Source organism: Alcaligenes sp. CHO6, from assembly GCF_037120595.1.
In the GTDB taxonomy this organism is placed as follows: domain Bacteria; phylum Pseudomonadota; class Gammaproteobacteria; order Burkholderiales; family Burkholderiaceae_B; genus Alcaligenes; species Alcaligenes ammonioxydans.
The window spans coordinates 1,531,560-1,551,214 of the sequence record NZ_JBANCI010000001.1 but is presented as its reverse complement, the minus strand read 5'-3'; the positions used below and the strand labels follow the sequence as shown (position 1 = coordinate 1,551,214).

The window sequence follows — 19,655 nt, the reverse complement described above, 5'->3', positions numbered from 1 at the left end:
TCGGGCAGCCGGGGCAGGTCAGCAAGCGAGCGAGGAAGGCGGGCCGCGCGCACTCAGGGGCGGGCCCGTTAGGGGAAGAACGGGAGCCGCCGCCTGTTGGGCAGTGTCCCAGGTATGAGGGAGCGTGGGTGCCAGATCCCAGGCGGGACTGGGCCCATCGTTAAGGGCTTTTTGCGCCTGGGCCTGCGCGAACAGACAGGCGGCATGCAGGCTGTGCTGCTCATCGTGTTTTGGGTCGGGGAGCTGAGCGCTCCATTGCGCCAGGAAGGGGCCGCCTTGAACGCACAGGCTCAGGGCGGCGGCGTTGTCCGGATTGGCACTCGGCATGTAGCCGTTGGGGATCAGTCCGCGCAGCAGCAGGGCGCACAGTGCCAGCACCAGTAAAAACCGGCTGCGAGTACCCGAGAAGGAAAGTGCGCAGTGCCTGATCATGATCTCAGCATTCTAGTACAGATGGAAATCTGTTTGCCCAGATTCTGTGGCACAGTATTTGCCTATCATCAAGGAGCTTGATATGCGACAGATTTATGGAGTGCTGGGCGCTTTGCTCATGGTCGGCGGACTGATGGCGTGCTCAACTGCGGATCGTTCCTCTGACACAGGCTGGAGTCGGTCATCCGGCGTGCAGGTGTATGGAGAAGTGGATGCCGGAATAGGGACAGTGCAGCAGTCTCGTTAGGGAGACTGCCGCCATCGCTGCTCAGGCCAGCGCCTGGCCCGCGCTGTCAGCCATATCCTGTTTTTTGATGATGTCGTCCGGCTCGGCCTCATCGTTCAGGTACGACAAGGCTTTGCTCAGGCTGTAAGCCGGCTCGAAAGAGTCGGGGTTGGCCATGGGCCAGCCCACCCGGAAAATGGTTTGGCGGTAGTGGCCGCGCAATAGCTCACCTTTCTTCAAATCGGGGAACAGGGCCGACAGAACCCGGACTTCGCCGTTGCTGATGCGGCGGGCAATATGGTGGGGGCGCAGCTGGTCAGGGTGCTCCAGCCCGGCAGCACCCAGCAGCTCGGCCAGCGCTTTGAGCGTATTGCCGTGGAAACTGGCCACGCGCAAGGATTTGTCGTCAACCACCAGCGCTTTTTGACGCTGCGGGTCTTGGGTAGCCACGCCTGTCGGGCATTTGTCGGTATGACAAGCCTGGGCCTGGATGCAGCCCACCGCAAACATGAAGCCGCGGGCGCTATTGCACCAGTCCGCGCCCAGGGCCATGATGCGTGCCATGTCAAAAGCACTGATGATCTTGCCCGAGGCGCCCAGACGAATCTGCTCACGCAGGCCGATGCCGACCAAGGTGTTATGAACCAGACGCAAGGCTTCGCGCAAGGGAGTGCCCACATGGTCAATGAACTCGACGGGAGAAGCTCCGGTTCCGCCTTCGGCCCCATCGACGACGATAAAGTCGGGAGTAATGCCGGTTTTGAGCATGGCTTTGGCAATTGCAAACCATTCCCAGGGGTGTCCGATGCACAGTTTAAAGCCCACCGGTTTGCCGCCGGACAAGGTACGTAGTTGAGCGACGAACTCCAATAGCTCCACGGGTGTGCGGAACGCGCTGTGACTGGCCGGGGAGTTGCAATCCACGCCCTCCGGGACGCCCCGCGCCAGCGCGATTTCGGCCGTCACTTTGGTGCCGGGCAAGATGCCACCGTGGCCAGGCTTGGCCCCTTGCGACAGCTTGATTTCAATCATCTTGATGTGATCCTGGGTCGCACGCTCGGCGAAACGCTCGGGTGAGAAGTTGCCGTGCTCATCGCGGCAACCAAAATAGCCCGACCCGATGTTCCAGATCAGATCTCCGCCATGGCGCAGATGATACGTGCTGATTCCGCCTTCGCCTGTATCGTGGGCAAAGTTGCCCATTTTGGCGCCCTTGTTCAGCGCCAGAATGGCATTGGCCGACAGCGCCCCAAAACTCATGGCCGAGATGTTCAGCACAGACAGCGAGTAGGGCTGCGTACAGTCTGGCCCGCCCACCTGCACTCGGAACTGCGAGTCCTTGATGTGTTTGGGCGTCATGGAGTGGTTGATCCACTCGTAGCCGTTGTTATAGACCTCTTGATGGGTGCCAAAGGGCTGCTTGTCGATCTGCTGTTTGGCACGCTGGTACACCAAGGAGCGATCGGCACGCGAGAAGGGCAGTTGCTGCTCATCGCCTTCCAGGAAGTACTGGCGAATTTCAGGTCGAATGGCTTCAAAAATAAAGCGCAGATTGCCAATAACCGGGTAATTGCGACGAATGGCATGACGAGTCTGAGTGATATCGACCAAACCTTGCACGCATAGGGCCAGCCCGGGAATGGCCAGCCATAACCAGCTCGCGCTCTTGAACAGGGACAACAGCAAGAAAAAGGCGGTAAGACCAATGATGATGTAGAAGGCGGTGTAGCGTGTCAGCCACTTTTGCATAAAGACTCCTGCCATAAAAACGGGGTGAGGGAACAGGATTTCGGGTACCTGCCCATCAGGATGCCCACATCATAGAACGGCCCCGTACGGTTTGACTATGCCTGGGCTGCGATAGTTAATGAAAACTGACAATGAAAGGCGACCTTGCAGAAAAAGTCCCGATTTGCTGCAAAGGGTTGACGTAGAAAAAGCCTTGGAAACGGGGCAGACAGGCTTGTGCCGCCACGGCGAGCAGCGGTTTGCATTCGAGCGCCAGGTCCTTGAGACAAGCCGTAGCGCAAGTGGCACTCTGCGCCACGACTCGACAATTGAATAGATAGGTGAGCTATCTATATAATTGAAGTTTCGCTCGTTTAGACGTCCCTTTCTTTTATGTCTGTTTCTTTTCCCTGGCTCCAGCTGGACAGGCCTGCGCTGCTGCATGGTTTAAACATGGCGTTGGCTGCCGGCTTGTCGTTTGCGATTGCGGTTTTGCTGTCTGTCGACAACCCGTTCTGGGCCGCCATGCCAGTGTGGGTTCTGTCCCAGCCCTATCGGGGACTGGTGTATGAGCGCGCCTTGTGGCGAATAGTGGGAACCCTGGCAGGGGCAGGGCTGGGGCTGGCCTTTCTGCATTTGCCCCACCCTTATTGGCAATTGCTGGGCATGGCCCTGGTAGTCGGGGTGGCCTCCGCCTTGACCCATGTGTTGCGGGGTGCCTTGTCATATTTGCCCATGTTGGCGGGCATCACGATTGGCGTGGTGGTCCTGCCCTCGGTGCTCTCGCCAGACAGCTCCTTGGATCTGGCGTTGTCGCGCGTGCAGTGCACCCTGATCGGGGTAGTGGTCACTACCGTCCTGTGCTCCCGCACGACGCCGCATAGCCAGCGCCAAACGTATTACCAACGGGTGCGTGTTCTGGCGGCGGACGCTTTGCGTCTGGCGGCGCATGCGCTGGGCCCTGCTTATAAAGAGTCGGACCCGGCCCTGTCCGCACGGATAAGGCAGGAAATAGTGGACTTGGATGCTCAGGCCCGTATTACGGCTGCCGGTTCCTGGGATGCTTATCGTCGCCTGCCCTATGTGGACGCGTTTTTATATGCCGTGATCGAGCTGTTGGCCGCCAGTGAGCTGATTGTGCGCCAAAGAGAGCGGGGTCGTTTGCCCGCCGCCGATGAGGCGCAGTTCTTGCTGGAGCAGGCGCAGCGTCTGGAGCAGGGGCATTCTTTGACGGTGTTGGAAAAAACCGGCGTCAGGCCGCCCGAGCAAATCAGTTTGGCGCGGTTGCGTCGAGCCATGGGGCAGATTCGGCGGGCTGAAACGGGTCTGTTTGCCGCTCGGACACCAGCCCGTCGGGGCCCTCACCGGTTCTTGGCCACCCCGGCACGGTCGGTGGACTGGCCTCTGGCAACACGTACCGGCTTGATTAGCGCCTTGGCTACCTTCAGTGCAGGGGCGCTTGCCTTTGCCTTGTCCAGTCCGGCACTGGAGCTGATGGCGATGGGGGTATGTACTTTCTCCATTATTTTGGGCTCCATGCCACGTCCGCAGCTGATGAGTCGCACCATGTTCACCGGAATTACGGTGGGCGTGCTGGTGGCCAGCCTCTATCGCTATCTGATTCAGGGCTATTTGGTGACGGACTGGCAGGTCATCGTTTCAGTGCTGCCTTTTGTGGTGGTGGGTGGTTTGTTGCGGGCCAATCGCCCCACATCTGCTTGGGCGCTGGATGCCAATATGTGTTTCCAACTGGCCAGTCAGGCGGGTATGGCAGCCGTTAGCTGGCCGCTCATCATCAAGGAGTCCGTGCCTTTGCTGGCGGGTTCTGCGGTGGTATGCAGCGCCTTTTTTCTGTTGCCGCGTCGTACCCACCCGCGTGGGCAGGCTTTGGTGCGGCGGGTGGTGCGCGAGCTGTATCCCTTGATCCGTCGTTCCCGGCCACGCCTGTTTCGCGTCTGGCGGGCACGGGTGGCCCGGCAGTGGGTGCGCCTGCTGCACTGGATGGGGGAGCAAGCGCCGCAGGGTCTGGTGTCGCTGATCAATCTGGGGCATGGGATTGTGGCATTGAAGCGTCTGGGCAGGCGGGGCGCGCCGCAGCAGACTTGCGTCAGTCTGGTATGTGAACTGCTGGAGGGGTTTGAGAGCCAGCCGCAGGAGCTGGCTCAACAGTTGCTGCGTATCAGTCAATCTTGTGCCGATCCTGTGCTGGCAGAGGCGATCCGGGATGTTGCTCAGTCCTTGCTGGGGGCTACTCCCGTTCTGGTTTATGCTTACCCCCCTAATACGGTGCCTCGTGCTGTGGAGTCGACCTGATGAATCACCAACTGTATGAACGGTTTGGCTTGTCCATGATTGTGCTGGCGCGTCTTTACCGTCGTGAGCTGGACCAGACGCTGGGGCGTTACGGTGTGTCCGAGGCCACCATCCTGCCTATTCGTTATCTGGCTCAGCTGGGCGAACCCATACGTCAAGGCCAGTTGGCGCGCATGATGCGTCTGGAGGGCCCGACACTGGTTCGTCTGATTGATCAATTGGAATCGACGGGTTTGCTCGAACGTGTGCCCGACGAGCAGGACAAACGGGCGCGGCTATTGTGTCTGACGGACAAAGGACGTGACTTTCATGCGCATTTGCTGGAACTGTTGCGCCAGTCGCGCGCCCCCTTGTTTGCCGGCATTCCCGAACAGGATATTAAGGCGGCCTTGCGCTGTTTTGACATGTTGGCCAGCAATCTGGGCCTGAAAGCCAGCGATATGAGCAGCCTGTTTGGACAGCATTCAGGGCAGGTTGCTGACACGTAAGCGCATGTTCCAGATGGTGAGAGAACGCGGAACTTTATTTCCTGCCGTATTTCTTTATGTTTGAATAAACCGTCCTTGTGTCCTGATAAGGAGGGTTTGTCATGAAAGATCTGGATCTGGCTAGCCTGGTCAATATCCTGAGCGATGCCAAGCTGACGCTGGCAACGGCGGAATCATGCACGGCGGGTTTGATTGCATCCACCCTGGCCGACCAGAAGGGGGCGGCAGCCGTACTCGACTGCGCGTTTGTGACCTATTCGCCACAAGCCAAGTATCGTTGTCTGGGCGTGGACCAAAGCGTGCTGTCGGAAAACAATCTGTGCAGTGAAGCGGTAGCCAGAGCCATGGCCAAAGGCGCAGCGCAACTGACTCCGGCCAATCTGATCATTGCCAATACCGGCGTGGCCGATGATATTGCCGAGCCACAGATTCCCGCCGGAACGCAGTGCTTTGCGTGGCTGTTCAAGCCGCAGGACAAGTTTGATCCTTTGGTCGTGTATACCGAGACGATTGTGTTTGACGGCACACGGGATGAAATCCGTCAGCAAAGCGCGCGCTATGCCCTGGGCCGCATAGAACACTGGCTGGGGCTGGCCAAACAGGAACGCCAGGGCGTGGGCCCTGGCGTTTGAGAGAAGCGACAGCCTGTTGGCCTAAGCCAGGGTAGGCTTAGTCCTCCAGGTACTTGCGCCAGACGCGGGGCAGGATGCCGCCGTGACGCCAATACTCCATGTCCTCGACAGTATCCAGTCGTACAGTGACCGGTACGGACTGGGTGCTGCCATCCAGACGGTGGATAATCAGCTGGGCTTGCGAACGTACGCCCAGGTTTTCTTCCAGACCCTTGACGTCAAAGGTTTCGGTTCCATCCAGGCCCAATGTGTCGGCATTGGTGCCTTCCTGAAACTGCAGGGGCAGCACACCCATACCGACCAGGTTGGTGCGGTGGATACGCTCGAAGCCTTCGGCAACCACCGCTTTCACCCCCAGCAGTGCCGGACCTTTGGCCGCCGAGTCACGGGACGAGCCGCAACCGTAGTTCTTGCCGGCGATGACCAGCAGCGGAACCTGGCGTTCCTGATAAGTTTGAGCAGCTTCAAAAATGCGCATCACTTCACCCTCGGGCATCACCTTGGTGACCCCGCCTTCCACGCCGGGAACAATCTTGTTGCGCAGACGGATGTTGGCGAAAGTCGCACGCTTGACCACTTCATGGTTGGCACGGCGCGTGGTGTAGTTGTTGAAGTCTTTTTGCTCCACCCCCTTGGACAGCAGGAAGTCAGCGGCAGGCGTGCCCAGGCTGATCGAACCGGAGGGCGAGATATGGTCCGTGGTGATGGAATCACCCAAAATGGCCAGTGGGCGCATACCGTGCAAGTTGGCCACGGGGGCAGGCTCGCGCTGCAGGCCGTCAAAGTAAGGTGGTTTGCGGATGTAGGTACTGTCGGCTTCCCAGGGGTAGTGACCGCCATTGCTTTCGCGGGCCAGGGCGTCCCAAGGCTCGCCACCGTCGTACAGCTCGGCGTAGCGTTCGATGAACAGATCGCGGTCGTAAGCGCCGTGGATGGCTTCTTGCACTTCGGCGGATTTGGGCCAGATGTCGCTCAGGTAGACGTCTTTACCGTCCTGATCTTTGCCCAGCGGGTCGCGGGTCAGGTCCACATTCAGATTGCCGGCCAGGGCGTAGGCCACGACCAGAGCGGGCGATGCCAGGTAAGCGGCACGCACGTTGGCGTGAATGCGGCCTTCAAAGTTGCGGTTGCCGGACAGTACGGCGGTGGCGATCAGCTTCTCCGATTCAATCGCGTTGACGATATTGGCAGGTAGCGGTCCCGAACCACCGTTACACGTGGTGCAGCCAAAACCGGCAATGTTGAAACCCAGCACGTCCAGATCATCCTGCAACTGGGCGCGTTCCAGCACGTCGGCGGTCACCTGGCTACCTGGCACCAGCGAGGTCTTGACCCAAGGTTTGCTGCGCAGGCCACGAGCGACAGCGTTACGCGCAAGCAGGCCGGCGGCCATCATATTGGCGGGGTTGGCCGTATTGGTACAGGAAGTAATGGCGGCAATGACCACATCGCCATCATTTAACACGAAGTCCTCGCCTTCCACGGGCACTGCGCGTTGCGGATCGTAAGGACGGCCGGCAATTTTCTGGTGATGGGCGGGGAAGGACTGGGCCGCGGTATCCAGATCCAGGTGATCTTCAGGATTGCTGGGGCCGGCCAAGCTGGGTTTGATGCTGCTCAGATCCAGCTTCAGCACGGTGTCGTACACGGGAGCGGGAGCGGCCGGATCACGCCACAGCTTTTGTACCTTGCTGTACTGCTCGACCAGATCAATCTGCTCTTGTGGGCGGCCTGTCATGTGCATGTAATGCAGTGCCGCGTCATCGATCGGGAAAAACACCGCAGTGGCGCCGTATTCTGGTGCCATATTGGCGATCATGCCGCGGTCGCCCAGGGACAGCTCGTCCACGCTGGGGCCAAAGAACTCGACAAACTTGCCCACTACCCCCAGCTCGCGCAGTTTCTGGGTAATGACCAGCACCAGATCGGTAGGCAATACGCCGTCATTTAGCTTGCCGCTCAGTTCAATGCCGACCACCGCTGGCAAGGCAATCGCCACGGGCAGGCCCACCATCACCGCTTCAGCTTCAATGCCACCCACGCCCCAGCCTAGAATGCCCAGGCCGTTGACCATGGGCGTGTGGCTGTCGGTGCCCACGCAGCTATCGGGGTAGACCAGATCCACATCCTTGCCTTCTTCGGTCCAGACGACCTGACCAATATGCTCAATGTGCAACTGGTGCATGATGCCTTTGCCGGGCGGAACCACTTTGACGCCGTCAAAGTTGCTCGAACACCAGCGCAAAAAGGCAAAGCGTTCGCCATTACGCTCGTACTCGCGGGCCAGATTGATGTCGGCTGCCTTGGGGTTGGCCCAGCTGTCCACTTGCAGGGAGTGGTCGATAATGACGTCGATAGGGACTTGGGGGCGCACGCGGCTGGCGTCGCCTCCGGCCGCTTGTACGCCTTCGCGCAAGGCCGCCATGTCCAGCAACATTACCAAACCCAGAATGTCCTGACCAAATACGCGGGCAGGGTAGAAGGTGATGCCATCGCCCACCTTGCGCTGGAGCAGGGAATCGATTTCCTGATCCACGTCGGCGTGACGCACGGCCTTTTGACGACAGAGGTTTTCCAGCAAGACACGCAGCGAATAGGGCAGCTTTTCAATACCGGGTATGTCGGCAATGGGAACGTAACGCACGGAACGTCCGTTCAGGGACAGCGTTTGTAGGGCAAGAGACTGGGACATGGCAAACGATTCATCCGTAGTAAGTAGCCAGACAGACAGGACCCGCCTGGGCAAGAGTAATCAATAAAGTTATGCGTCTGGGGCCTTGAAAAAACAATTGAATTGTATTTTGTTTGTATATAGTACAATAAAATGATCGAGAATCGCGTTGATTTTTAGGAAAACCGGCATGAAAGGCCAGTCCAATTCTTTGCATGTCACCTTGGCGCATCGCCTGCTGGACTACGTGCGGGCAGGGCATTTGCAGGCCGGGCATCACTTGACGGAACAATCGCTGGCCCACGCGCTGGGTGCATCGCGCTCGCCCATACGGGGAGCGCTGGCCTATCTGGCGGAAAAAGGCATTGTGGGCGCCCAGCCGCCCCGGCGGGGTTTGTACCTGTTGAAAGGGGCCGATCAGCTCGGTGTGATCGAAGAAGAGCTGGGCACCAGCCAGGATGACCAGATCTATTTGCAGCTGGCTCGAGACAAGCTCTCCGGAATTTGGGGCGACACCTTGTCGGAAAACGATGCCATGCGTCGTTATGGCCTGACGCGTGAGCGTGTGCGTCGTGTTCTGGCCCGCGCCGCCAATGAAGGCTGGATGGAACAGCGTGCCAGCAAGGGCTGGTCGTTTCTACCCATGATTGACGGCCCCCAGGCTTGTGAGGAGAGCTATACCTTGCGGCAGATGCTGGAGCCGGCGGCCATGCTGCTGCCCAGCTTTGCAATTGACTCGGCCGTCTTGCGCCGGGTGCGTCTGCAACAGCAAGCCTTGGCCGATGGGGGGTGGCGATATGCGGGACATGCTGAAATGTATCAGGCCAATGCGACGTTCCATGAGGCTTTGGCCTCCTTGTCGGGCAATCGTTTTATCGCTCAGACCGTCACCCGTCAGAACCAGTTGCGGCGCCTGCTGGAATACCAGGAAACGCTGGATCGGGAACGTATTCGTCGTCAGTGTCTGGAGCATCTGGCGATTCTGGATTTGCTGGAAAAGGGCGAACGCGCCCAGGCCTCAGCTTTGCTAGCCCGCCATCTGGGCAATGCCAGTGAGGAAAAAGTGCAGCAGTTGGAACGACAACAGCGCACGATCCGATCAGACTTTGTTAGTGAACCGATAGTCTCTCACGCCGAACCCATGCAGGAGACGGCGCAGTTTTCTTTAATGGCGCAAGCCAAGAACCAGGAATGACGTGATGAAACAAAAATCCCTTCCCGCCGTGTTCATGCGTGGTGGCACCAGCAAAGCCTTGATGCTCAATATCGCAGATCTGCCTGCCAAGCGCGAGGACTGGACACCGTTGTTTGCGGCGGCCATGGGCACGCCCGACCCGTACGGTCGTCAACTGGACGGTATGGGTGGCGGGGTCTCCTCACTGTCCAAGGTGTGTATTATTGGCCCGTCCAGCCATCCGGACGCCGATGTGGACTACACCTTTGCACAAGTGGCGATCAAGGAAGAGAAGGTGGATTACCGCGGCAACTGCGGCAATATGAGCTCGGCAGTCGGCCCCTATGCCGTTGAACAAGGCATGGTCAAGGTGGAGGATGGCGAAGCGTGTGTGCGCATCCTGAACACCAATACCAACAAGATCATCCATGCGCATTTCACCGTCGAAGATGGCCAGCCCCGGTATGACGGTGATCTGTCCATTCCCGGCGTAGGTGGTACCGGTTCGCCTATCCGTCTGGACTTTGTGGAACCGGGCGGTGCCTCGACCGGCTCCCTATTGCCTAGCGGTGAATTGACCGAATGGCTGGATGTGCCGGGCGTGGGCCGTATTGAAGTCTCGCTGGTGGATGCTGCCAATGCCGCTGTTTTTGTACGCGCTGCCGATGTGGGTCTGACTGGTCTGGAACTGCCTGATTGGCTGGAGGCGCATCCTGACGTGCTGGAGCGTCTGGACGCCATCCGCGTGCAGGCTTCGGTACGCATGGGCATTGCGCCCGATGTGGAAGCTGCGCGTCAGATTCGCATCGTGCCGTTTGTCTGCATTGTGTCGCCTGCCCAGGACAACCCCACGCTGTCGGGTGAGGTGGTGCCTGCCAAGGATATTGATCTGGTGGCCCGTGTGATTTCCAATGGTCAGCCGCACCGCGCCTTGCCCTTGACGATCTCGCTGTGTACCGCGGTGGCCGCTCGGCTGACGGGCAGCCTGCCCTCACAATGTCTGTCCGACTCCGTCGCTCCTCAAGGCCCCTTGCGTCTGGGCATGCCTTCCGGCGTGCTGACCGTAGGCGCGGAAGTGGAAAAGAAAGACGGACAGTGGTTTGCCAAGGCCGGTTCGTTCTACCGTACGGCGCGCCGTCTGTTTGATGGCCGTGTCTGGGTTCCCGGCAAGGCCTTGAAAGACTAATCGATGATGCGCAAGTCCTGCGAGGGCGAACGCCCGAAGCGGGACTTGTAGTCGGCACAGAAGCGGCCGAAATGGTTGAAACCGCAGCGCAAGGCAATCTCGCTGACCTGGGTGCCAGGTGTGGCGGTGCGGATAGCCTGCTGGGCCGCTTCCAGACGAATCTGCTTTAAAAATTGCATGGGGCTCAGGCCCCGTTCCGTACGAAATGCCAGCGTCAGGCTGCGGACACTGGCACAGGCTGCGGTAGCGATTTGTTCCAGCGTCAGGGCCTGGTCCAGACTGGCGCGCATGAAATCTTCCGCCCGTTGTACCCGGCGCGAACTGGCCGGGCGCACAGTTTGCTGCAACTGCCGGCTGTAATTGCCGGGTTGGGTATGAAACAGATGCAGCAACAGATTGTCCTCGGCCTGGCGCGACCATTGATCCATTTCCGGAGGCAGATGTCCGCCATAAGCCAGCAGGCTGCCAATTTGATGCTGCCAGGCACAGCCTTGCGGTGAGTCCAAGGGCATGCCAGCGGCAAACTCAATGGGCCGGTCCAGGCTCAGGCCCAAGGTTTGGCGGGCCACCTCTTCCAGCCTGTAGCGCGGGATCTTCACCAAAAACTGTTCACAGCCTTGCTCCCAGTCCAGCTCGACTTGCAAAGAAGGGGAGATGACGCTGGCGACTTTGGGGTTGGCCTGGACGTACTCCCGACCAACCCGGATACAGGATCGTCCCTGTATCGGCACCTGAAACAGCAGGAAATCTTCCAGAATCCCCGGCGACACCTGCACGGCCGCACCATATTTAAGCAAGACAAAGGAAAAGCTGTGGCTGCTCGCATAGCGCAGCGAGGCATCGACCGGGCCGTCATTCCAGGTCAGGCGATGCTCGGTCAAAAAGCCGGCAGTCTCGCTGCGAGTCTGGTCTGGGCAGCGCGATTGAAAACGCGGCGCACTGTGTTGCAAGGGGGCCAAGCCTGACATAAACCACGCTTGCATGATGGGTGTCTCCAAATTTTTGCCGGTTAGGGATAAGGCTTGCCATATCTGGATAGCCGCCTGTTCTGAGCCGGTCTAATGTATTTCAAACCTAAAACAGTAATCCTGTCCCGGCACCTTAGCAGATTGGGATACGACTGGGAATTGCTGTATTCACGTAGTCTATTGGGCCCGTTTCCCCAGGCCTGCAGGACAAGCGCCGCACAAACCACCGGCGTCAGTGATACACAGTTTCCGGCGTATTGGGGGTGATCCCAGGCAGACCTAAAGTCCAGTTTTTTGAAAGACAGAGGACGGAGACAAACATGAAAAAGCAAGTGGCGTTTTGCATGAGCACGCTGGCCTTGGCCCTGGCCTGTAGCCCGGTGTCCAGTCAGGAAGTATTCAAGGTCGGTTTGCTCACGACCTTGTCCGGTCCCGGAGCGGCCATTGGCGCAGAAATTCGCGATGGGTTCGAGCTGGGCCTGACGCACTCGGGCGGCAAGCTCGGTGGCGTGGATGTGGCCCTGACGGTGCTGGACGATCAGCAAAAACCGATGGAAGGCCGTCAGGCCGTGGACCGTCTGGTCAAGCGCGACAAGGTCGACGTGATCACCGGCATGGCCTTCTCCAATGTGCTGCTGCCCGTGATGCCGACGATTTTGAACAGTGACACGGTCTACATTTCCGCCAACACCGGCCCGGCCGATTACGCAGGCGAGCGTTGCCACCCCAATTTTTTCAGCGTGTCCTGGCAGAACGAGGATATTCCCGCCGCCATGGGCAAGTACGTGACCGATCAGGCGCACAAGAAAGTCTATTTGATCGCCCCCAACTATCCCGGTGGCCGTGAGTCCATTGAAGGCTTCAAGCGCTTGTTCAAGGGCGAGATTGCCGACGAAGTCTATGTGAAGGTCGGTCAGATGGATTATGCGGCCGAGCTGGCGCAAATGCGTGCGTCGGGCGCGGATGCGGTGTTCTTCTTCCTGCCCGGTGGCATGGGTGTGTCCTTTATCAAGCAGCTGATCAACTCGGGCCTGTCCACGCAATTGGCGGTGTACACCCCCGGCTTCTCGGCCGATCAGGACACCATTGCTGCCATCGGTGAGTCCATGAAAGGCATGGCCAATGCCGCCCAATGGTCACCGGATCTGGATAATCCGGTCAATAAACGCTTTGTAGCGGATTTTGAAAAAACCTATGGCCGCTTGCCGTCCATGTATGCCTCTCAGGGGTATGACGCTGCCCTGTTGCTCGATGGCGCACTGAAGGCCGACCCGAAAGCGGCAACCGATCGTGAGGCCTTGCGTAAAGCCTTGCGCAGCGCACCGTTTGAGTCTGTGCGCGGGGCCTTTGCTTTCAACAACAACCAATATCCGGTGCAGACCTATTACATGCGCGAAGTGGCCCCGAATGACAAGGGCCAGATGAGCAACAAGATTGTGTCCACCGTATTTGAGCAATTCCAGGATCATTTTGCGCCGCAGTGCAAGATGGAAAAGTCATAAAGAGGATGCGTCAAGCATCCGGCAGCAAGGAGGTTAATGATGAGCTATAGCAACGAACAGCTGGCCGCACTGGTGCGGGGAGACAGCGTACATAAATCGGTCTATACCGACCCTGAAATCTTCCGTCTGGAGATGGAACGCATTTATGGCCGTGCCTGGATTTACATTGGTCACGACAGCCAGGTGCCCAATCCGGGCGATTACCACACGACCTTGTTGGGTGGTCAGGACGTCATCATGGTTCGCGGCAGCGACAAGAAGGTGTACGTGCTGTACAACCGCTGTCCCCATAAGGGTGCCAAAGTGGTGGCCGATGGGTGTGGCAATGCCGGCAAGTTCTTCCGTTGCCCCTACCACGCCTGGACGTTCAAGCTGGACGGTCAGCATTTGGCTGCGCCCATGAAAAATGGCTTTGAGGGCACCTGCTTCGACCCCAAACATCCGGACTTTTCCATGCGCCGTGTGGCTCGTGTGGAAACGTACCGTGGTTTTGTGTTTGCCTGTCAAAGTGCCCACGGCCCGGATTTGAAGGAGTTTCTGGGGCCCATCATTAGTTCCATCGATAATCTGTGCGATCGCTCGCCGGTGGGGGAAGTGGAAGTGGCCGGCGGCAGCTTCAAGGTCTGGCAGCCGTCCAACTGGAAAGTGTTCTACGAGAATCTGCACGACACCATGCACGCGAATGTCACGCATGAGTCATCCTACGTGGCGGCCCGCGAGCAGGCCAAAGATTATGGCTCCATGCCGCTGGAGCTGCACATCATGGACGGCAACGGCGAGCCTTACGGTTTCTGGGAAAAGCTGGACTTGTACGCCTTTGATAACGGACATGGCTACATGGAAGGCATTTTCAATCCCGGTGCCATTGAGACTGATCCTGTCACCAAGGCGCACTACGAGACCCTGAAACAAGCCTATGGCGAAGAAAAAGCCCTGAACATTCTGGGCGAGAACCGCCACAACAGCATCATTTACGGCAGTGGCTCGCCCCATACCGTATTCCAGCAGTTTCGCGTGATTCGTCCTGTGGCGGTGGATCGCACACATGTCGAAATTCAGTTGTTCCGCCTGAAAGGGGCGCCGGATGAAATTTACAAACGCGGCCTGATGTATGCCAACCTGATCAACTCCCCCTCGTCCAACGTGATGCCGGACGACATTGAGGTCTATGGTCGTTGCCAGGAAGGTAATAAAACCAACGGTGGCGACTGGATCAGCATGCATCGCTATGACGGCACTGACAAGGAAATTGAAGGCGGTATGGTGGCGACCAATGGCACCAGTGAACTGCCCATGCGTAACCAGTTCCGCGCCTGGAAGCATTTCATGACTACCAGCCTGTACGACGCGCCAGCGCAGTCGGAAGACAGTGGTAAAGCCACGGTGCGTTCGGCTTCCGGTGAGCCTATCGCCCCCGCCTCACAGGCTTAAGCGGGCTGCTGTCCGAGCCAAGGAGAATTCTTATGTTGTTTGATATTGATTTTGACGTCAGCGTGGATCAGGTCACACCTGTGAACCTGAGCCTGGAAGCCATCCGCGAAGTGGAGCAGTTCATCTATCACGAGGCCCGCTTGCTGGACGAGCGCCGCTGGCAAGCATGGCTGGATCTGTGGACCGAGGAAGGCATGTACTGGATTCCTCACAGCTACGATCAGCAAAGCCCGTACGAGCACATTTCCCTGTGCTGGGAAAACAAGCTGCTGCGTGAATTGCGTATTCGTCGCTTGGAAAACCACCGCAACTGGTCCCAGCAGCCGATTACCCAGTCCTGCCGCGTGCTGGGTAATGTGATGATAGACGGGACCGATCCTGAAGGTTATCTGGTGGTGCGTTCCAGCTTTCACTCCATGGAATGGCGCGGCAAAGATCCGGTCCACCGGGTGGGCAGCCTGATTCACAAGCTGCAGGCCCAGGAGGGGGGTGGCTGGAAACTGCGCATGAAGCAGGTGAATCTGGTCGATCGTGATGCGGTCCACGGCGCCATTCAGGTGTACATCTGATGTCGGCAGCCCATCACACCGCCTTGCTGGCCCTGCATTACCAAAACGACGTCCTGCATGCTGATGGCCTGATTCGTGTGGGGGTGGAGGCTGACAGCCCCCAGCGTCAGGCGCTGATCGAGGCCGCAGGCCGTCTGCTGGCACAGGCGCGTGCACAGGGCGTGCCCATTGTGCATGTGCGGGTGGGCTACCGGCCAGACTATGCCGATCTGCTGTGCAACGCCCCGATTTTGCACAATGTGAAACGCATCGGCGCCATGCAGACTGGCAGTTGGGGAGCTCAGTTCTTTGACGGGCTGGCTCCCTTGCCCAACGAGTTTGAAGTCCATCACACGCGCATCAACGCTTTCTTTGGTTCCGCGCTGGAGCCGGTGGTACGTCGTTTGGGCGTGGAGCGTTTGGTGATTGCCGGTGTGGCCACCCATTCCGTGGTGGAAAGCACGGTGCGCCATGCGGTGGATATGGGCTATGAAGTGGCGGTGGTGGCCAGCGCCTGCGGCGCACCGCCCGCCACGCATGAAGCCTCCCTGGCCAGCATGAGCCTGATAGCGCATATTGATCGTGACGAAGATTGGGCAGCCGTCTTTGGCGCGCCACAAGCAGAGTAGGAGAAGCCCATGCAACAGGATATGCAGGTGAATTTACACGGTAAGGTCGCCATTGTGACCGGAGCTACCCAAGGGCTGGGAGCGGATATCGCTCTGGCTCTGTGTGCCGCCGGTGCGTGGGTGCTGGTGGTGGGTCGCAGTCAGGAAGAGGGACAGCGCACTGAAGTGCGCCTGCAGGCTGTGGGCAAGGCCCAGTTTCTGGCTGCCAATATTTGTGATGATGCGCAGCTCGATGCCTGCGTGCAGGCCGCATTGGCACAAACCGGACGCATCGACATTGTGGTGAACAATGCCTGCTCCTACGGGGACGAAGGGCTGGCTTCCAGCCGCGAGTTGTGGCATCAGACTTTGGATGTGAACCTGATCTCCAGCGCGATTCTGGCCCAGAAAGCCACGCCGCATATGGGCCCAGGCGGGGTCATCATCAATATGGGCAGTACCGGTGGGAAGTTTGGCGTGGCCGGACGCGCGCTGTACCCAGCGTCCAAAGCGGCCATTTTGCAGTTCACTAAAAGCTTGGCGGTGGAATTGGCTCCATCGGGGATTCGTGTCCTGACGGTTTCGCCCGCCTGGACCTGGTCGCCGTCCGTTGAGCGCATGAGCGGTGGCTCGCGTGAACTGGCCAATCAGGTGGGCGCACAAGTTCATCCGTTGGGCCGAGTCGGTTCCGGCGAAGAGGTTGCCCAGGTGGTGTTGTTTGCTGTGTCGGGTGCCGCTTCCTGGATGACAGGGATCGACCTGCCCGTCGACGGTGGCTTTTCCGTGCTTGGGCCAGAGCAGGGCAAGTCGCCCCGTCACTGGTTTGAACGCTGGCAGGCGCAGTCGTCTGGCTCATAAATAGAAAAGTGCGGTAAAAGATGCCCAGGGCTTGTTGACAGCTGTTTCTTGCGGCATGTTTACAAGCCCTGAACCCGTTCAGGGCAATTTACAAAAAGGTGTGGGATGACAGATTCAACAAATAACAAGTCATATGCCGTCATTGTGGTGGGCAGTGGCATTAATTCCTTGGTGTGTGCGGCCTTGCTGGCGCAAAAAGGCAAGCAGGTTCTGGTGCTGGAGCGTAACGACCGTGCGGGTGGGTGTATCCGCACCGAGGAACTGTTCCCCGGTTTTACCCATGAGCTGCTGTCATCCTGGTATCCCTTGTTTACCTCCGGGGCGGCGTATGCACGCCTGAAGGATGATCTGGCTGCCCAAGGGGTCGAGTTTCTGGAAAACGGCTATACCACCGGCGTGGTGGGCAGCGATGGCAAGGGCATGGCCCTGCGTCACGATGTGGGCGATTCGATTCAACGTATCAATGCTTTGCAAGCAGGCGATGGCGACGCCTTCGGTGCCATGTGCAGCCAGTTGTTCGAGCGCGATGCCGGTCTGACCTTTGGCTTGCTGGGCACCGAGCCTTACAGCCGTGGCTTGTTGGGTTTGCTGTTCTCGCAATGGCGCAAGCGTCGCATGGACGGCATGGTTCAGTACGGACGTGAGTCCCTGGAATCCTTCCGCCGCTGGGCCGATCGTGAACTGAAAGATGACCGGGTGCGCGGCATGATGGCTCCCTGGGTCTTGCACTCGGGCCTGGGCCCTGACGACGCCTGCTCGGCCCTGATCGGCAAGCTGACCTTTGCCGCCGTGGTGGCCGGTGGTATGCCGGTGGTGAAAGGCGGTGGCCAGAATCTGGTGCGTGCGCTATGCGCCATTATTGAAAAAGCCGGTGGCCGCATTCAACTGAACACCGAAGTAGAAGAAATTGTGCTGGAAGGACAAAAAGCCCGTGGCGTGCGTGCCGGTGGCCAAGTCTACGAAGCCAGCCATGTGGTGTGTAACGTCACTCCGCCACAGCTCTATGGCCGTCTGTTGCCGGGCGCTCCTGCCCAAGTGCGTAAGCAAGCCAATGCCTACCGCTTTGGCCGTGGCGACATGCAAATTCATCTGGCGCTGGACAGCATGCCGAACTGGAGCGATCCGGAGCTGCTGAAAGTACCGTTGCTGCACCTGTCCGACAGCCTGGAAGACGTCAGCATGAGCGTGGCCCAGGCCAATAACGGCCTGATTCCGGCCAGGTTCACCGTGGCGATTGGTCAGCCTTGCGCGGTGGACCCCAGCCGAGCACCCCAAGGCAAATGGATTTTGTGGATGCAGATGCAGGACATGCCATCGAAGCTGCGTGGCGATGCGGCTGGCAAGATCGACGTGCCGGAAGACGGAAAATGGTCCGAAGAAGTCAGCAAGGCCGTGGCCGAGCGCATTATCGACCAACTGGAAGGCGTCATGCCCGGTCTGCGTCAACAAATTGTGGGCCAGAAAGTGCTTTCGCCCGCCGACCTGGAATCCATCAATTGCAATCTGGTGGGCGGCGACCCGTACTCGGGCATCTGTTCGCCCGACCAGTTCTTCTGGATGCGCCCCTTTGCGGCCAGTAACGGTGCGCGCTCCCACGCAACCCCGTACAAAAACGTCTACCACATCGGTGCGTCTACTCACCCAGGTCCAGGCTTGGCAGGGGCGTCCGGATTCATGGTGGCGGAGCAGATTCGTTAGGGAAGCACGTTTCGGAAAACATAACAGGCCAGACAGACCGTCGTGCGGTCTGTCTGGCCTGTTTGCATGGGGTAGGCTTGGCGGTCCAGGCATCGTATCCTCCCCGAAAGGCGATCGCCGGATCACCGAAGAAGCGGGCGCCTTGCAGCCCTGAGGCTTATGGCTTGAATGTCACGCGCTTGATGTTGACCAGATGCCGTCAATGCACGGGTTCGGAAATATTGCCTCCCCAAAAACCCGACCCTTGCATGAATGAGAGCGCAATATCCGAGCTGATGCCCAACATGCCTTGGGTAGCGGGCATATTGACCAGAATGCGTCCGGCGGGCAGGGTGCTGGCAAACTGATGAATCTCGTCCTGATCTTTGCTGTGGATGACGGCCGAGTGTCCGGCTCCTTCCTGCCACAGCAATTTTGCAGCCAGACTGATTCCCTGGCCGGCCTCAGATTTGGACCGCGTCACAACCGGAGCCATTTTTTCCCGGCTCAGGAAGGCGTGCCGCTCGGGATCGGCGGCAAGCCAGGTCAGCAGGATCATCTTCAAACCTGCTTTGGAAATACGGTCGCCAGGTGCTAGCACAGCGTCGCGTATGGAAAATGCTCCGTTAGTTAGAGGCTGATTTCGTAGTTCATGCTGATAGCCAAGCGGTTCCAGACGTTGATCAAACCGACCAGATACGTCAGATCGACGATTTCCTTGTCATTGAAGTGGGCCTTGAGTTCATGCAGTGGCGTCTGCTTATCGTCCAGATTCTGAATAAAAGTCACTTGCTCAGCCCAGCGCAGCGCCGCCTGCTCCTGCTCGGTGAACAGGGGGGCTTCTTTCCAGGCATTTAAAAGCAGGAGTTTTCGTTCGGAAATGCCTAGACTCAGTGCATGTTTGCTATGGACATCAATGCAAAATGCGCAACCGTTCAGTTGCGAGATTCTGACCTTGATCAGCTCGATCAACTCTTTGTTCAGCGTAGTCTCGCTGTAGATCTGGGCGTCGTACTTGACGAGGGTCTTGTAGATGTTGGGGGACAAATTAGATGGGTTAAGTCGAGTCTTAGACACGGGATCTCCTGTCAGTGGGAAAAGGGTCGGGGCGAGCATGTGAATACGCCGGTTTTAGCCTTGGGTTTTACTATCGTCAGGGCAGGTTCGGTAGTTTTCGAGTTGCCGTAACAGAAAGGTGCTGGCTGAGCAGCTT

General features: G+C 58.5%; 18 protein-coding genes. 12 read left to right on the top strand and 6 right to left on the bottom strand.

The window, feature by feature from the left end; translation table 11 throughout:
- Window positions 1–18: 18 nt before the first annotated feature.
- Window positions 19–432 (bottom strand): hypothetical protein, encoded by a 414-nt coding sequence (locus V6936_RS07255; RefSeq protein ID WP_039943297.1) that lies wholly within the window; start codon window positions 430–432, stop codon window positions 19–21.
- Window positions 433–514: 82 nt separating this feature from the next.
- Here V6936_RS07255 and V6936_RS07250 point away from each other — a divergent pair, with 82 nt between their 5' ends.
- Window positions 515–679 (top strand): hypothetical protein, encoded by a 165-nt coding sequence (locus V6936_RS07250; protein WP_157784347.1) that lies wholly within the window; start codon window positions 515–517, stop codon window positions 677–679.
- A 21-nt stretch (window positions 680–700) separates the two neighbouring features.
- Here the strand turns inward: V6936_RS07250 and V6936_RS07245 are convergent, their stop codons facing one another.
- Window positions 701–2,407, bottom strand: coding sequence for an FMN-binding glutamate synthase family protein (locus tag V6936_RS07245; RefSeq protein WP_003801681.1), 1,707 nt, complete (start codon window positions 2,405–2,407; stop codon window positions 701–703).
- 372 nt (window positions 2,408–2,779) lie between these two features.
- On the opposite strand from V6936_RS07245, the gene V6936_RS07240 reads away from it, so the two are divergent.
- The 3 genes from V6936_RS07240 (at window position 2,780) to V6936_RS07230 (ending at window position 5,819) form a co-directional block, all read left to right on the top strand.
- Window positions 2,780–4,699, top strand: coding sequence for an FUSC family protein (locus tag V6936_RS07240; RefSeq protein WP_059317866.1), 1,920 nt, complete (start codon window positions 2,780–2,782; stop codon window positions 4,697–4,699).
- Window positions 4,699–5,187 carry a MarR family winged helix-turn-helix transcriptional regulator gene (locus tag V6936_RS07235; RefSeq protein ID WP_003801677.1) on the top strand — a complete coding sequence of 163 codons (489 nt, stop codon included), beginning with the start codon at window positions 4,699–4,701 and terminating at the stop codon, window positions 5,185–5,187. The genes V6936_RS07240 and V6936_RS07235 overlap by 1 nt, the downstream gene beginning before the upstream one ends.
- Before the next feature lie 101 nt (window positions 5,188–5,288).
- Window positions 5,289–5,819 (top strand): CinA family protein, encoded by a 531-nt coding sequence (locus tag V6936_RS07230; protein WP_059317865.1) that lies wholly within the window; start codon window positions 5,289–5,291, stop codon window positions 5,817–5,819.
- A 37-nt stretch (window positions 5,820–5,856) separates the two neighbouring features.
- Here the strand turns inward: V6936_RS07230 and acnA are convergent, their stop codons facing one another.
- Complete coding sequence (gene acnA / locus V6936_RS07225) at window positions 5,857–8,511, bottom strand: aconitate hydratase AcnA (protein ID WP_059317864.1); 2,655 nt, start codon at window positions 8,509–8,511, stop codon at window positions 5,857–5,859.
- Between the two features lie 169 nt (window positions 8,512–8,680).
- On the opposite strand from acnA, the gene V6936_RS07220 reads away from it, so the two are divergent.
- Both V6936_RS07220 and V6936_RS07215 read left to right on the top strand, forming a co-directional pair.
- The gene (locus V6936_RS07220) at window positions 8,681–9,685 is read left to right on the top strand and encodes a GntR family transcriptional regulator (protein WP_003801671.1); all 1,005 of its coding nucleotides are present in this window, start codon (window positions 8,681–8,683) and stop codon (window positions 9,683–9,685) included.
- Window positions 9,686–9,689: 4 nt separating this feature from the next.
- Window positions 9,690–10,850 (top strand): 2-methylaconitate cis-trans isomerase PrpF family protein, encoded by a 1,161-nt coding sequence (locus V6936_RS07215; protein ID WP_003801669.1) that lies wholly within the window; start codon window positions 9,690–9,692, stop codon window positions 10,848–10,850.
- Here V6936_RS07215 and V6936_RS07210 read toward each other — a convergent pair.
- On the bottom strand, window positions 10,847–11,833 hold the full coding sequence (locus V6936_RS07210) for an AraC family transcriptional regulator (RefSeq protein ID WP_336579641.1): 987 nt from the start codon (window positions 11,831–11,833) through the stop codon (window positions 10,847–10,849). The genes V6936_RS07215 and V6936_RS07210 overlap by 4 nt on opposite strands.
- Before the next feature lie 305 nt (window positions 11,834–12,138).
- On the opposite strand from V6936_RS07210, the gene V6936_RS07205 reads away from it, so the two are divergent.
- The 6 genes from V6936_RS07205 (at window position 12,139) to V6936_RS07180 (ending at window position 18,463) form a co-directional block, all read left to right on the top strand.
- Window positions 12,139–13,320, top strand: a complete 1,182-nt coding sequence (locus V6936_RS07205; RefSeq protein ID WP_131071475.1) for an ABC transporter substrate-binding protein — start codon at window positions 12,139–12,141, stop codon at window positions 13,318–13,320.
- A 39-nt stretch (window positions 13,321–13,359) separates the two neighbouring features.
- Complete coding sequence (locus V6936_RS07200; protein WP_003801664.1) at window positions 13,360–14,751, top strand: aromatic ring-hydroxylating dioxygenase subunit alpha; 1,392 nt, start codon at window positions 13,360–13,362, stop codon at window positions 14,749–14,751.
- Window positions 14,752–14,783: 32 nt separating this feature from the next.
- Complete coding sequence (locus V6936_RS07195) at window positions 14,784–15,320, top strand: aromatic-ring-hydroxylating dioxygenase subunit beta (protein ID WP_003801662.1); 537 nt, start codon at window positions 14,784–14,786, stop codon at window positions 15,318–15,320.
- Window positions 15,320–15,928 (top strand): cysteine hydrolase family protein, encoded by a 609-nt coding sequence (locus tag V6936_RS07190; protein ID WP_003801661.1) that lies wholly within the window; start codon window positions 15,320–15,322, stop codon window positions 15,926–15,928. Before V6936_RS07195 ends, V6936_RS07190 begins: the two co-directional genes overlap by 1 nt.
- Before the next feature lie 9 nt (window positions 15,929–15,937).
- Window positions 15,938–16,765, top strand: coding sequence for an SDR family oxidoreductase (locus V6936_RS07185; RefSeq protein ID WP_059317860.1), 828 nt, complete (start codon window positions 15,938–15,940; stop codon window positions 16,763–16,765).
- 105 nt (window positions 16,766–16,870) lie between these two features.
- Window positions 16,871–18,463 (top strand): phytoene desaturase family protein, encoded by a 1,593-nt coding sequence (locus tag V6936_RS07180; protein WP_240209313.1) that lies wholly within the window; start codon window positions 16,871–16,873, stop codon window positions 18,461–18,463.
- A gap of 199 nt (window positions 18,464–18,662) precedes the next feature.
- On the opposite strand, the gene V6936_RS07175 is transcribed toward V6936_RS07180, so the two are convergent.
- Complete coding sequence (locus V6936_RS07175; RefSeq protein WP_131071478.1) at window positions 18,663–19,001, bottom strand: hypothetical protein; 339 nt, start codon at window positions 18,999–19,001, stop codon at window positions 18,663–18,665.
- A gap of 71 nt (window positions 19,002–19,072) precedes the next feature.
- Window positions 19,073–19,519 (bottom strand): carboxymuconolactone decarboxylase family protein, encoded by a 447-nt coding sequence (locus V6936_RS07170; protein ID WP_165477543.1) that lies wholly within the window; start codon window positions 19,517–19,519, stop codon window positions 19,073–19,075.
- Window positions 19,520–19,655 lie beyond the last annotated feature (136 nt).